The sequence below is a fragment of the Mesorhizobium sangaii genome (assembly GCF_014207355.1).
Classification (GTDB): Bacteria; Pseudomonadota; Alphaproteobacteria; order Rhizobiales; family Rhizobiaceae; genus Mesorhizobium; species Mesorhizobium sangaii.
Map to the genome: position 1 here is coordinate 276,683 of NZ_JACHEF010000001.1, position 12,729 is coordinate 289,411.

The 12,729-nt window shown below is 58.4% G+C and carries 21 protein-coding genes and 1 tRNA gene; 14 read left to right on the top strand and 8 right to left on the bottom strand.

The window, feature by feature from the left end; translation table 11 throughout:
• Positions 1-17 precede the first annotated feature (17 nt).
• The gene (locus tag HNQ71_RS01440) at positions 18-167 is read right to left on the bottom strand and encodes a hypothetical protein (protein ID WP_184870844.1); all 150 of its coding nucleotides are present in this window, start codon (positions 165-167) and stop codon (positions 18-20) included.
• A gap of 187 nt (positions 168-354) precedes the next feature.
• Between HNQ71_RS01440 and HNQ71_RS01445 the strand changes: the two genes are divergently transcribed.
• From HNQ71_RS01445 to HNQ71_RS01485, 9 genes are all read left to right on the top strand, one after another.
• Positions 355-843 carry a hypothetical protein gene (locus HNQ71_RS01445; RefSeq protein ID WP_184870845.1) on the top strand — a complete coding sequence of 163 codons (489 nt, stop codon included), beginning with the start codon at positions 355-357 and terminating at the stop codon, positions 841-843.
• A 13-nt stretch (positions 844-856) separates the two neighbouring features.
• Positions 857-1,153, top strand: coding sequence for a hypothetical protein (locus HNQ71_RS01450; RefSeq protein WP_184870846.1), 297 nt, complete (start codon positions 857-859; stop codon positions 1,151-1,153).
• 18 nt (positions 1,154-1,171) lie between these two features.
• The gene (locus HNQ71_RS01455; protein WP_184870847.1) at positions 1,172-1,672 is read left to right on the top strand and encodes a hypothetical protein; all 501 of its coding nucleotides are present in this window, start codon (positions 1,172-1,174) and stop codon (positions 1,670-1,672) included.
• A gap of 162 nt (positions 1,673-1,834) precedes the next feature.
• Entirely contained in the window at positions 1,835-2,251 is a 417-nt protein-coding gene (locus tag HNQ71_RS01460; RefSeq protein ID WP_184870848.1) for a hypothetical protein, read from the top strand.
• A 178-nt stretch (positions 2,252-2,429) separates the two neighbouring features.
• A complete protein-coding gene (locus tag HNQ71_RS01465; protein WP_184870849.1) occupies positions 2,430-2,645 on the top strand; it encodes a hypothetical protein in 216 nt (71 codons plus the stop codon).
• Positions 2,646-2,673: 28 nt separating this feature from the next.
• A complete protein-coding gene (locus HNQ71_RS01470) occupies positions 2,674-2,931 on the top strand; it encodes a hypothetical protein (protein WP_184870850.1) in 258 nt (85 codons plus the stop codon).
• A gap of 410 nt (positions 2,932-3,341) precedes the next feature.
• Positions 3,342-4,010 carry a class I SAM-dependent methyltransferase gene (locus HNQ71_RS01475; RefSeq protein WP_184870851.1) on the top strand — a complete coding sequence of 223 codons (669 nt, stop codon included), beginning with the start codon at positions 3,342-3,344 and terminating at the stop codon, positions 4,008-4,010.
• 525 nt (positions 4,011-4,535) lie between these two features.
• Positions 4,536-4,757: a DUF768 domain-containing protein gene (locus tag HNQ71_RS01480; protein WP_184870852.1), complete on the top strand. Its 222-nt coding sequence runs from the start codon at positions 4,536-4,538 to the stop codon at positions 4,755-4,757.
• Between the two features lie 247 nt (positions 4,758-5,004).
• Positions 5,005-6,231 carry a pilus assembly protein TadG-related protein gene (locus tag HNQ71_RS01485; protein ID WP_184872194.1) on the top strand — a complete coding sequence of 409 codons (1,227 nt, stop codon included), beginning with the start codon at positions 5,005-5,007 and terminating at the stop codon, positions 6,229-6,231.
• A 974-nt stretch (positions 6,232-7,205) separates the two neighbouring features.
• Here HNQ71_RS01485 and HNQ71_RS01490 read toward each other — a convergent pair.
• Together HNQ71_RS01490 and HNQ71_RS35440 are read right to left on the bottom strand one after the other, a co-directional pair.
• Positions 7,206-7,478, bottom strand: coding sequence for a preprotein translocase subunit YajC (locus tag HNQ71_RS01490; RefSeq protein ID WP_343067995.1), 273 nt, complete (start codon positions 7,476-7,478; stop codon positions 7,206-7,208).
• Between the two features lie 215 nt (positions 7,479-7,693).
• Positions 7,694-7,816, bottom strand: a complete 123-nt coding sequence (locus tag HNQ71_RS35440; protein ID WP_281391348.1) for a hypothetical protein — start codon at positions 7,814-7,816, stop codon at positions 7,694-7,696.
• A gap of 55 nt (positions 7,817-7,871) precedes the next feature.
• On the opposite strand from HNQ71_RS35440, the gene HNQ71_RS01495 reads away from it, so the two are divergent.
• Together HNQ71_RS01495 and HNQ71_RS01500 are read left to right on the top strand one after the other, a co-directional pair.
• Entirely contained in the window at positions 7,872-8,177 is a 306-nt protein-coding gene (locus HNQ71_RS01495) for a hypothetical protein (RefSeq protein WP_184870854.1), read from the top strand.
• A gap of 184 nt (positions 8,178-8,361) precedes the next feature.
• Entirely contained in the window at positions 8,362-8,703 is a 342-nt protein-coding gene (locus HNQ71_RS01500; RefSeq protein WP_184870855.1) for a c-type cytochrome, read from the top strand.
• 18 nt (positions 8,704-8,721) lie between these two features.
• On the opposite strand, the gene HNQ71_RS35790 is transcribed toward HNQ71_RS01500, so the two are convergent.
• Positions 8,722-8,856, bottom strand: a complete 135-nt coding sequence (locus tag HNQ71_RS35790; protein ID WP_425492156.1) for a hypothetical protein — start codon at positions 8,854-8,856, stop codon at positions 8,722-8,724.
• Between the two features lie 306 nt (positions 8,857-9,162).
• Here HNQ71_RS35790 and HNQ71_RS01510 point away from each other — a divergent pair, with 306 nt between their 5' ends.
• The 3 genes from HNQ71_RS01510 to HNQ71_RS01520 are packed head-to-tail and all read left to right on the top strand — an operon-like array spanning position 9,163 to position 9,975.
• Complete coding sequence (locus tag HNQ71_RS01510) at positions 9,163-9,321, top strand: hypothetical protein (protein WP_184870857.1); 159 nt, start codon at positions 9,163-9,165, stop codon at positions 9,319-9,321.
• The gene (locus tag HNQ71_RS01515) at positions 9,314-9,718 is read left to right on the top strand and encodes a hypothetical protein (RefSeq protein WP_184870858.1); all 405 of its coding nucleotides are present in this window, start codon (positions 9,314-9,316) and stop codon (positions 9,716-9,718) included. The genes HNQ71_RS01510 and HNQ71_RS01515 overlap by 8 nt, the downstream gene beginning before the upstream one ends.
• Positions 9,715-9,975 carry a hypothetical protein gene (locus tag HNQ71_RS01520; RefSeq protein WP_184870859.1) on the top strand — a complete coding sequence of 87 codons (261 nt, stop codon included), beginning with the start codon at positions 9,715-9,717 and terminating at the stop codon, positions 9,973-9,975. Before HNQ71_RS01515 ends, HNQ71_RS01520 begins: the two co-directional genes overlap by 4 nt.
• Before the next feature lie 62 nt (positions 9,976-10,037).
• On the opposite strand, the gene HNQ71_RS01525 is transcribed toward HNQ71_RS01520, so the two are convergent.
• From HNQ71_RS01525 to HNQ71_RS01540, 4 genes are all read right to left on the bottom strand, one after another.
• Entirely contained in the window at positions 10,038-10,583 is a 546-nt protein-coding gene (locus HNQ71_RS01525; RefSeq protein WP_184870860.1) for a hypothetical protein, read from the bottom strand.
• On the bottom strand, positions 10,564-10,932 hold the full coding sequence (locus HNQ71_RS01530) for an STAS-like domain-containing protein (protein ID WP_184870861.1): 369 nt from the start codon (positions 10,930-10,932) through the stop codon (positions 10,564-10,566). Before HNQ71_RS01530 ends, HNQ71_RS01525 begins: the two co-directional genes overlap by 20 nt.
• Before the next feature lie 5 nt (positions 10,933-10,937).
• On the bottom strand, positions 10,938-11,822 hold the full coding sequence (locus HNQ71_RS01535; RefSeq protein WP_184870862.1) for an ATP-binding protein: 885 nt from the start codon (positions 11,820-11,822) through the stop codon (positions 10,938-10,940).
• Between the two features lie 169 nt (positions 11,823-11,991).
• Positions 11,992-12,068: transfer RNA gene (locus HNQ71_RS01540), tRNA-Pro, on the bottom strand.
• Positions 12,069-12,729: the final 661 nt, after the last annotated feature.

Genomic DNA, 12,729 nt, shown 5'->3' on the forward strand with positions numbered 1-12,729 from the left:
ACTCGCCACCCGAGTCATCATCGACCTTTCGTCGTCGAGGTCGACCGCCAGTCGGCACGTTCGAAGAGCGCGCGGAGCGTCGGCGCCTGCTTGGTCAACAGCGCGGTGCGCGGCGCAAAGAGCGTGAGGCTAGAGGCGGGATCGTTCTTCCGCTCGAAATAGATCACGTGCTCGTCGGCCTAATGCTTGAGGCCGGCGCAGTCGATGAGCCCGGCAGCCGCAATCGCAAGCGCCTTGCGAGCGCGATCATTCGAACTGCCATTAACGCGTTATCCGCAGCCGTTGCTTCTGGGCGTAAATTCTCAGTCGAACAGGAGGAACAACATGCTCGCGAGAACACCGAAGGCGGCTGACATGGACTTCGCCAACATTCTGAAGATACCGCCGAAGCCAGCCGCAATCGCCCAGGCGGAGCGAGTTTGGCGCGAGTCGGTCGGAGAGCTTGAGGCCGCTCGGGCTAAGCATCGCGAGATGCACCGCCAGTACTTTGGCCAGCAGCCGGGCATGCCGCCGACGATCACCGCCGCGGAAGTCGACCAAGCCGGCCAGGAGATCGCACCTTTCCAAGCGAGAGAGAGGGAAGCGCAGCAGTTGCTAGAAGCGCAACGCAAAGCCTTCGACGATGATTTGGCCGCGCTCAAGCCGAAGATCGAGAGTTATCGCGCTGCGATCGCCGCGAAGATTGACGAGCTCGAAGACCTTATCGGCATGGGCGCCCTCTTCTATGCGGCAAGCGTCGAGGCGCGCACAAAGCTTCCCAGCAAAATGCCCAGCCGCTGCGAGGCCCTTCTGGGCCCGCACTGCATCGGCATGCTGCGCAAGATCCTCAACGCCGTCGACTGAAGGAGAAGGCAAAATGTATCTGACCAGAGATATGAGCAGCATGGGAAGGATGCAGCGTCCCGCAGCCCCCAAGGCGGCGTCCTCGTCGCAGCCGGTGAAGCTCACCGCGCCGCTTAAGCCGGTGAACCTCACCAGCGTCCGGCCGCAACTGAAACCTGTTCGGGTGGTCCGGCTGTATGACCCGAAGAAGAAGGCGGACGATCTCTACTGGATCCGCAAGCTGGAACGCGCGGGCCTAACCGAGGGCAACTCCAAGGCCGTCAAGTTGATGAAGGACAACTTCCGCAAGCGCTACGGCGAGCGGGTGTGAATGGATGTCGTGAGCTTCATGGCCGATTTGGATCACCATATCGCAGGAGAACTTGCCGTGCTGCAGGCGCGCGGCGCCGGTCGCCACGCCATCGAGGTGCGGCACAAGGAACTATGCGACTGGGCGATGGGCCAATGTGCGCAGGCCGAGTTAGTTAGGCCGATCGATCTCTATCCTGTCGTGCTCACGGACGAAATGGTGACCGTGCGCGCCATGTGGGCGTATCTGCTCCCTGAAGTCACTACGGCCATCAAGTCTGGCCTGACCATCGAGTACATTGCGGTAGTGCGCTGCGAAGACGGCATGACAGTGCTTATGCATGTCGATTTCGCCGAACCGGAAGACCCAATGATCTGGGCCTCGTCAGACTTCTACAGGCATTTCGATCCCGAGATATGGGCCGAAGCATTGGAGAGCATCGCGGTCGACCACAACGCCGGCATCGAGGTCGCAGATTACTACCCACGGGCACTTGCCGATGCTCTCGAACCGCCAGGACCATGGAGGCGAATGTCTTGAGGCAGCCGTGCAATGCAACCACTCGGGCGGGGGGTATTCGGCATCTCGATGGCGTCAACCCTGCGACCGCTGCCCATCCCATCACGCGCAATTTCGTCCAGAATTTTAGTTGAGGTTTGAACGTTTTCCATGGGTGTAAGAGGCAGAAAATCCACCGCCGAAATGTCGATCTCATCCAAGGTCGATGGCAAGGTCATGCTGCCGCCAGAGGGCATGAGCCAGGCCGAGACCGACGTCTGGTTCGATGTCGTTCGGTGCCTTCCCCCTGATTTCATCGCCCGCGAGTCGTCGGAGATGCTGGCGGCCTATTGCCGCCACGCCGTCTCCACCCGAGACCTCTCGACATTGATAGCCCGATTCAATCCGAAGTGGCTGAAGGTAGATGGCGGGATTTCTCGCTTCGAAAAGCTTCTCCGGATGCGCGCTGTTGAAAGCCGGGCGATGCTCGCCTGTGCTCGAAGCCTTCGGCTGACCTCGCAAGCCAGGGTCGACCCCAAAACTGCCGGCCGCGCTCGCCGCAATGGAATACTGCCTAGTTTTTACGACTTCGAGCAAAAAGATGAGTTCTTCGATGACTGATGGGCTTGAAAGGCCGGGGTTCCAGCGCACGCCGAACCTTCCTCCGAGGGGCTTTCTGAAACCCGGTGAGAAGGCGGACGGCTCGCACCTCGATCCTGTCGATCGGGATGCACTGGAGAGGTCGATCGAAATGGCGAGCCAGTATGGGCACCCGGGCCGAGCGGAGCAGATCCAGTGGATGATCGCCAACAATGGTGGAGGCTGGTTCGAGGCCGCAATATTCGCCAGCTATTGCTGCCAGATAAAGGCGTTGCGGCTGAAGCCGTGGGAAAGCCCGCCGGTTCATGGCCGCAAAGAAGACCCTCAATCGTGGCGCCTTCTGCAGCGGATGTTGAAGGCAGGCATTTCACAATTCGAGCCAGACCCGCCAGCAGCATTGAGGGTCAAGCGATGACGGGCGAGCTTTACGGAGGGCTCGGCTAATGGGCTATAGGGGCGGCCACAAGGTTGCCCAGACGTTCAATCGCGATGTCGGCGGTGGTAACTACGAATACGCCCGATGCGTCGACGGTGCGGCCGCAGATACCCAGACCGTCGCTTATGCCGCCTCATGGACCGTCGACACGATGGCGATCGGGTCAGATGGCGCAGGCGGGCAACAGCTCGACCACGTCTACATCAAATCGATCACGCTCTATCCGGCGATGGACCCGGCCGACTTGCCAGCGCTGACAGCATGATCCCCTGGCTCGCTTTCGCCCTGTCCGCTGGCGTCGTGCTGGCGCTGGCTTGGTGGCCTGTGTGCGTAGACGGCCAGCTGCCGCACAGCTATGGGTGACACAGGGGAGCAGCAACCGGGCCTTCCGGGAATGGAGAACCCGGCCGTCAAAATATGCGCTCAAGCTAACGGAAGCGCAATCCGAAGCGCCCCCATCAGGCCTCGCAGCTTGAATTCGTCTATGCTAAATAAGCAATTGCGCGCATGGAGTCTCTATCCCACCAGCGCGCCTCTTAAGCGCCGGCGGGCCGTCGATCTTCCGGTAAGCCGGCGCCTTTTCACACCCAAGAACAGCCGGAGGGTTGCGGTCCGTGGGTCTTCCTTTCAGGTGACTGGTGGAGTAAAGACGCGGATCGAAACTGGGAGGGCGCGATGCACTCGACTACAGACAACGTCGCAGGCCACCGCGCGAAATACGAGCACCTCACCAGCCACATGCCGCTGGCTGAGGCGAAAAAACTGTTCGTAGGCGGAGGCGATCCTGACCTGATAGGCAGACGAGAATTGGACATTGTCGAATCGGTTCGACCGGTTGCAGGCGCTGATATAATCGATGTCGGTTGCGGTATCGGCCGACTGACGCGGCATCTCGTCAACGAACCGATTTCGTCTTACCTCGGCCTGGACATCATCGAAGAAATCCTCGACGAGGCGAGGAAGATTGCCACTGCCAATGCCCGGTTTTCATTCGCTGTGCCAAAACAATGCATAATCCCGGCCGCTGACGACACCGCCGATTTGGTCGTCGGCTTCTCCTTGATCACTCACCTCCTCAATGAAGAAATCATGGAATACTTGTGGGAGACCCGGAGGGTGTTGCGCGAAGGCGGAATAGCGATCTTTTCTTTCCTTGACCTTACCAATGAAGAGCACCGCGCGAGTTTCGCAGGCCACGCACGCCAGCATCGGCACGGACATGGTGATCTGCTCACCTTCACCACTCGAGAAACCGTTTCGATACTCGGAGGATTGGCGGGATTTAGAAGTGTTCGCTTCCTTGATGAGGCATCTTTTGGACAATCGGTCGCCGTCTTGAGTTGATCGCTTCAAGGGCACCCTGACATAACGCACGCGATAGAGCGCCCGGCTGGATTGCGGCAAGAACCCGGCGTTTGGGCTGGTTGCGGTGGCATGCCGCCACAGGCGGGCGCCTGGACGCGCGGGAGCCTTCGACGGCCTAGGAGAGCGGGCAGGCAGAACGCGCGCGGGCGGGGCTCGGTGAGGCCACCCTACAGGAGAGAAAAGTGAGAGCCGAGGAAGAGGAGGAATTGACCGGTGGTCAAGGGGATTCTCAAGATGGGCCCGTCCTCGCCCCGGTCTTGGATCGGCAAGCCTTTCACGCAAGGATGGCCGTTTAGCACGTTCTTCCAAATCGTCGGGAAATCCGTCCCCTTCGTCCTCTCGGCATTGCAGACTCGGAGGAGATCCGTAACGACTTCGGTCATCATGGGATGCGAATTTACATGCGTCGACGGGAATGAATTTGATCGGGATCAATTCGGAAAAAAGGCGGGCCGACGAGGCTGGCGACGGGGAACCTAATGCCGCCCGCCGGCTTATGGCGAGATGAGCACACGCGGCATCAACTTCCTGGACCAGTGGCTAGCGGACAACGTTCCCGAGACCACGAAAGGGGAGGTCATATCCGTTGACGAACTGACCAACCGGCTGTTGAACGACGCTGCGAGCGTTGGCATTAGGCGGATTGAGATCGATGAAGACGTGGACAGCCTCTATCGCACGATCCTCGATGCCATCGTCCACTACGACGCTGGCTTGCCGGAGTGAAACCGCTTGCCGACGCTTTCGGCGGCCCGGCAACCTTGGCGGTTGGGGGAACCAAGTACGCGCCGGGCCTAGCCGGGAGGCAAATTACTACGGGACGTCAACCCGGCTGGGAAGAATATGCGCTCCGTTGGTCATCGGCGAACCATACGAACGAATGACGGCGCAACGAGGCCCTGGGTTTATTGGCCAAAAATCAACCTTACTTTTTAGCCCTTCTTTCATGTATGCGTGGTTTCTAATCTATCTCATGACCCTCAGTTGCTTTACCCGAATTCGGCTTAGAGCGAACGGCATCTGCCGGGATCAGAACGCAAACGTCGCCACCCTCTTCGCCCTGACCTTGCCGATCGTCGTCGGCGCCGCAGGCTTCGGGGTGGAGACCTCCTACTGGTACTACAACAGCCTGAGACTGCAGGCGACCGCCGATGCTGCTGCCTATGCCGGCGCGCTCGAACAGATCTCAGGTTCCGACAAGCCGACGATTGTCGCGGCCGCAACCCAGTCGGCCGCATCAAATGGGCTGGGCTCGGGCACGATCGTCGTCAATACGCCGCCAGCATCCGGGCCGAACACGGCGAATAAGGCGGTCGAGGTGATCGTCAATCAGAACCTCGACCGGATGTTCACCTCGCTCTTCACGCAGGGCAAGGTTCCCGAACAGGCGAGGGCGGTGGCCCTCATCACCAATGCCTCGAAGGCCTGCGTGCTCGCGCTCGATCCATCCGCTTCGAAGGCGGCGCTGTTTTCCGGCAACACCAGCGTGAAGCTCACCGGTTGCTCGGTGATGGCCAATTCGATCGCCTCGGACGCCCTTAAGCTCCAAGGCTCGGCGACCCTCAAGGCCGATTGTGTGATTTCGGCCGGCGGCGTCGATCTCAGCAATCCCGTCACCACCATCTGCCCGGCCCCAATCACCCAGGCGCTGCCCGCCGCCGATCCTTTTGCCGGCCTGCCCTCGCCGGCGGCCTCGAACCCCTGCCAAAACGATAACCAAGCGACGCTGAGCGCAGGCACCTATTGCAGCGGAATGACGCTGAAGGGCAATGTCACCCTCTCGCCCGGCGTCTATGTCGTTCAGGGCAATCTCAAGATAAACGCCAACGCGGCCATCATCGGCAGCGGTGTGACCATCTTCATGTCGGGCAGTTCGACGGTCAGCATAAATGGCAATGCCTCCGTGCAGCTCAGCGCGCCGGCCTCGGGCACCTATTCCGGTGTGCTGTTCTACGGCGACAGGACCGGCAACAGCGCATCCAGCACATTCAACGGCACAGCAGATTCGCTGCTGACCGGGGCCATCTACTTCCCAAAACAGCAAGTGAGTTATCTTGGCAACTTCTCGGGCATCAGCGGCTGCACCCAGGTCGTCGCCAATACGATTCAATGGTCGGGCAATTCGAACATCAATCAGGACTGCTCGAGCCTCGGAATGCGTAACATTCCGGCCACGCAGTCGGTCCGACTCGTCGAGTAAAGCGGCCAAGGCCCAAGGCGCTGGCCTGGGCAAGGGAGATCGCCGACAAGGTTCGGGTCGAGGAGATCACGCCGAAGCCGAAGAGGCGCCAGGCTTCAGCGTGGTTTCGGTCTGTTGCTCATGTAATCTAAGGCCACGACCGCGACGAACGCCAAAACGACGATGGCCGTTCCACCTACCCAAAAAACAGACATTTTGCCTTCCCCCGAGCGGGACCATCCTACGCCCAGAGAGGTAGAGCCGCAATCCGGCCAGGAGCCCGATTTGTCCCGTAATGGGTCAATCCGACTGGCACCGCAATTGCACTGGTAGAAGTACTGTCGGGCAAACCAACACCCGGCAAGTCCCCAATTTCATCAAACCTCCCTGGGGGCGACCCGCCGCTGCCGTGAATGGAGCGGCGGGTTCTGTTTTGGAAATCTATCACCGTGAGATGATCGAAAACGCTCCTAAGATTGTCTGCCATTCATGCAGGGTGCCCCTTAGCAGCGTCAGTGAGCCGCAAGGGTCCGACCTCTTATCTTGCCCCAATTGCCGGATTTCCGAAACATACGACAACGTCATGCTTGAACTTGGCCAGCGCACTGCGGACGCACTTTCGCGCGCGCTCTACCGACCGGTTCCCTCAAGGATCTATCGTTTCGCCCTCCTCTTTTCGGCAGGAGCACACCCCAAGTCCACCAGGTCGCCCCTGATGAGCCCGACTAGTGAGTGGCGAGGATCACCGTATGCGAATGCGGGTCAGGCGGAAGAAGGATGGTCCCTCTCGTGGCTAGCACGTGGGTCTTTAGGGCCGGCAAGCCAAGGACTTCAGTCTCAATTGCGTGATCTCTAATGTAATATAGACTTATCACCAGCGAGCTTTTTCTCGTGATGGCGGCCCGGTGGTCATGGGCGGAGTTGGGGTAAGATCACCGGGCCTCACCGGCGCGGGGTTGGGGCCCGCCGGCTGGCGAATTATACGCCCTTCTCGCTTAGTCGACCATGTCCCGCAGCGATTTCTTGCGGGTCGGCGGCCGGTATTTCTCCACCAGCCTAACCTTGTCGATGGCAACCGTCACCAGCGGCCCCAGGGCGATCGTCACGCTATCCTCGTCGATACGGGTGACCTCGCCAGTCAACTCTAGCTCCTGGCCGCGCTTGACCTTGGACGAGTCGCGGATCGAATGCGGGAAATCGTAGGACGGAATCGACACGCTAACGGTGTCTTCATCGACCCGCCGTCTTACGGTAGCTGTTACCGCCACCACGTCTCCGATGCCAATGCCCCGGACCATGTAGAGGATTCTGGGGTGAACGACGGCTTAGTCAAGAGATCGCTAATTTATGTAAAAGGCGCGGAACAAAGTTTCGCATCCCTCGTTGGAAATGCCGGCCGGATGTGCGCGTTCCCCCAAATTCCTTGTCCGGCCTGTGTCCAAAGGCCCGTTGCCCGTGACCCTGGCAGCGGGCTTTTTTTGCGTCACTCGGCTGTATCCTTCAGATAGCCTTTGTCACGCAGGTACGTGGTCAGGATCTTCTCGACCATCGACGACACAGAACGCATGTCGTCCTTTGGCGAGGCCAAAGGCAGAGGGCTTTTCATATCGGTTGGTCAAGTCTACACACCATCGGTCGGGCGAAAACGCTGGTGGGGCGCCATGAAGCCGATCGCGATTGCAATTCCGTTACTCTTCCTCGTGGTGCAGGCTCAGGCGCAAGAGCGCAGGGATATCGCCGGCCTGAGTTGCGCCGAAGTTCAGGCGCTACTGAAGCAGGACGGCACCACCGTCATTCGCTACCGCTCCATATTCAACCTCAGCCTGACGCGCTACGACCTCTATGTCAGCGGGCAGAAGCAATGCGGTCCTGGCGAGGTGGCTGCTGGCGCAGGCGTGCCGACGACCGACACAGATTATTGCCCGGTCCATAAATGCATTGCGAGCAATCTCTTCGTGGCAAGGTAGCGGCCAGGTCGAGAAGCTGAAATGCACCAAGTGTGCAGAAGATTCTGGAGCGCGAGGGGCATTAGTCAAGCGCTTGCTAATATTCGACTGGAGGCGCAAACTCGCTTGCCGTCGCTCATAGCTGGACCGCGCTCGGAAAGCTCTTAGATTGAACATTTGTTTGTCAACCGATGGGAGGACTTCGATGCACAGTTTGCGTGTTGTGATCCTCCTGGCTGGCATCGTGGTCACCTCGTCATTTGCGCAGGCAGCAGGCGACAGCATCGCCGGTCAGAAAGTCATAGTGAAATGCCAAGGGTGCCACGGCACGAATGGCCTCGGCAGAGCTCTACCCACTGGTGGCGAAGCGCCCAATCTCGCCGGGCAGAAGTACGACTATCTCGTCCACTCGCTGATGGCTTACAAGGCCGGAGAGCGCAAGAGTTATATGATGTCGTTGGTCACCAAGAGCCTGAGCGATGAAGACATCGCCAATGCTGCGGCTTACTATGCCGCGATCAAGATTAACGTCGAAGCTCCGCAGTGACAGCGCAAAATAGGACCGTCAAACCTTCCTCAGCCTCACCCCGGCGCCGCCGCCATTCTCGGCGATGAACTCGACGCCGGCCACTTCCAAGGTACGGCGCACCGCTGCCACGTTGTTGGTGAGCCCAACCGCCGAAAACTCGCTCGCTTCCATTCTTCGGAGAGTTGCAACCGATATTGACGCGGCTGCCGCCAACTCGCTTTGCGCGAGCCCAAGCAAAGCCCTCGCTGCCGAGATTTGTCTGCCTGTGATTTGAGTGCTTTCGCTCATTTTGCGCCAATCCGTTGACAATCGCTTGATTTGAGCGAAAACTATCACAGTCAACTAAACCGCTCAATGGAGCAAACCAAATGCCGAAACTCACGTTTCCGGCTGCCGGCGAAGCCATGCTACAGCCGAAGTGATAGCAATCATCGGAAGGTTTTCCGGCCACATCCTGCTTGTCCAGCGGAGGCCGTCATGACCTTCGCCGCAATAGCCATGCTGCTGGCCGCGGCAGCCTTACGCACGCGCTTTGGCCGCGGCAGCCTCGCCTACCTGCTTCTGAAGACGTCCAACGTCCTGTACGACGCTGGCGCCCGCGTAATCGACAACCTGGAGGCCGACCTCCATGGATGATCTCAATCTCACCAAGAAGGGCGAAGCCTACGTTGCGGCTAATTATTCCCAGCCGGAAGAATTGCTGCCACCACTCCTCGTCGATTGTCAAAGCCGGCGCTCGATCGCCGACTCCATCGAAAAGCTGATCGACATGCTCGACGCCATGTCGCCGGATCCTGACCTTGAAGACACGGGCGACGACGAGCCATCGCTCGGCTGGGGACATCGGGGCGGGCAGCCATTCCTGTCTGGCACCGCTCCCAACCCCGCGCCCGGCGACACTTGTGATCTGGAGCTCGACAACGCTGACGACGAGGACAACGGCGACTTGGAGGGGTACTGTCCGGGAGACTACGGCGAAACAGTCATGTGGCCTGACGACATGGAATCGCAGGAAGTGCTGGTGTCGCCATGATCACTGTTCTCAATCCCAAGTATCCCGGATCGGAAGCGGTCGACGAGGTCGATCATGCGCTAGACCTGATCCGCGTCGCGCGGCTCGCGATCAACGCCTTTGAGGCCGATCCGACGACCGTGTCGGAACAGGAAATGGCCTCGATCGGCTATGTCCTGATCTACGCGATGGACATTCTCAAGCCTGTCCGCGAAATGCTCAACCGCGGCGTCGCCGAGGAAACCGAGGCCATGTTGCACACGGCCGGCCGAGCCTAATCATTCCGCACACGAAACGATCGAGCCTGCTGCTTCACGGCGGCGGGTTTTCGCTTGCTACTTTATTTCGGGAGCAGCTTCCTATTCGCGGTCACGAGTTCGATGCCGCAATTTATGAAATCAGCGTCGTGTGAGACGAGTACATACCCTTTCGCCAGGCAATGCTCTCGCACGACTATATCGGTAAGATCCATCTCACCTTTGCCGGCTTCTTCGACAATCGATTGGTAGCTGCCGCGATCAACGGCCGCTGGCTCATACTCGCAGTCGTCAAGAAAATTTAAGCAGGTGTCCCGGACCGATTCCACCATCAACCGGAAATCGCGGTTGGCTGAGCGGCGGGATTTGAACTGCCTCATCTCCGGATCATCGTCGAACATCAGCTTGTAATTGGTTTTGCATGTGCGGTTAAAAAACTCGCCAATCACATAATCGTTGATCACGATTACGTTGTCCGACTTGCAAATTTCTCCGTAAAAATCGCTGTAACAAGCTGAGGTTGGGCGCGGGTCGTTGCCGTCTATTGCAATCCAGACGTTCGTGTCGAAAAAGACTTTCCTCTTCGAAAATTTGCAGCCGGCCCGAACATCATGAATCTTTTTCATCATCTATGCCCGTACTTGCCACGTATGCCTTGTTCACACGGTCACTATCTTTGAAAAATTCTTTTGCTCGCTCAACAACAAGTTGTAGGCGGGACAGATGCCATGGCTCAGTATTGATCGGCGGCGCCAGATGGCTTTTGATGACGGACTCCGAAAATTCGCCGTACAGTTGCCCAACGGCGGCATTTAGGAAAGCCGTCGTCATTCTGGTGATTCCCGAAAACGAGAGTTGCGCGCGGTCACCGCGCACGACTACGGACTGCAATATCGCATAGACTTTTTGACCGTCCGACGCCGAGACGCAGATGCCGCTGCCAACAATCGACGAAATAGGTATGTTCACGAGTGCCATTGCGATCACCAAATGTCTTCGGGCCTAGGCGCCCGTGCAAGATCGTATTTGTTCTTATCGGAAGTCGAAATCTCGAGAATGACAGACGTGCCGGGAAAACGCTTCCTTAAGACGGATTTTTCGACGACAGAGCCATTCTGGCACCAGTAGCCGCTCCCTGACACGATGGTCAGGCGCCCGCCGTTCTTTCCAACAAACTCGCAAAGCAATTTCAGGCCAAGCCCCCCAGGAATGTCACCCTGCCGAGTCGTGTTGTTCATCGTCATCGCCCAGTTGATAGCGTCGGCCGCATTTCCATAGGGAATTCCAGCATGCTTCAGCGAGCCATCGATGCCGCGCCCGCCATCCGAAATTGAAAAAGCGAGGCGGTGGTTTCGAGGATAAAATTGGCCAGCCGCGACGACGTGAATAGGCGACTGAGAGTGCAAAGCGCAGTTCGCGAACAATTCGTCGATTGCCTCGAAAAACTTGCTCTTGAGCGGAGCAGACATAGTCGGCATCTCATTTCGAGCGAGGTGTTTTCTGGAATACTCAGCGAACGTTATCTCCTCATCAAGGCGAAAAAGCGTGACGGGAATCGAGGTGTGGAATGAGTCGTCGGCATGCTGATTAAGTAGGCGATTCTTTCGAAGGGCCAAGTGCACTTCGGGCTTCAATCCAACGAGCCTAAATGAGTTGCTACGAGATTGCCCATGCGACAAAACCGTCCTCAACGGCGCGGCGAGGTGCGCGTCGAACCAATGGAGCTTTCCGCAGTCAATTGCGATCTGCTTGGCGGAGTGGGTGTCGATCTGCTCATGAAGCGCTGCCAGCGCCTCAAAGCCGCGTGATTCTGTCCTTAGCTGGTAAGACGAGAAGGTGACCAATACGGGAGGCGGGCCTTCGGCCATCTCTTATGCTACTCCCCGTTTCCCTCATTGCTTTGCGGCAACCCAACGGACGCGGCGAGAATCAAATTGCAAGGGGGCAATTCAACTGAGTTACCCAACCTGTTACCCTCAAACCAAAAACGACCAAATCTAACGCTAGGGACTTTGGGGTTAAGTCCTTGTTTTAAAATGGTCGGAGTGGCCGGATTCGAACCGACGACCCCTTGACCCCCAGTCAAGTGCGCTACCGGGCTGCGCTACACTCCGGACCGGTCGCGATGTATCGTGATAACCCGGCCCGGGTCAACCGAAATTCGGCGACTTTCGCGCCGATGCGATCGCGGGGTGCCGGCGAACCCCTAAGCTAATCTTGGCAGTCATCGACCCATTTGGCCGCTGGTGAGATCAACCACGCGCTGCGGGCCGAGCCGCACGGCGGCGTGGTGGCGTCGGTGGCGGATAGCCGCGGGTTTCCCGCTTCGCTCTGAGGGTGCTGTAATCTGGCCCTCCCCCTCCGAGAGGGTTGTCCACCATATTAATCATGACTAATATAAAGGTCGGGAGGACCAAGGTGGAGAGGTTCTTGGCAAGCCCGTTGGCCGCGATGCTGGTAGCGTCGGCAGGACAATGCTGGTCCGAGGACGGCCCGCCTTACAAGCGTATCTCCGAAGAAACTGTGAGAGTTGTCAGCACCCAGATGTATTCCGACATTCTGAGGCGAGCTTGCTTGCAAGGTCGACGGTATCCGAGAAGCCAAATTGAGAGCGGTTTCAAAAGGCACTTCCAGGAAATGAGACTCGTGTTGGTGGAGCAAGGGTACACCATCGTGCCCAATGTCACCGAGAACAACTCGTCTTGGTCTCTGTCGGAGATGGAATTTGATACCAAACGGCGCCTTGGTCTCCCACCCCAATTTGGCTGTCTTGGT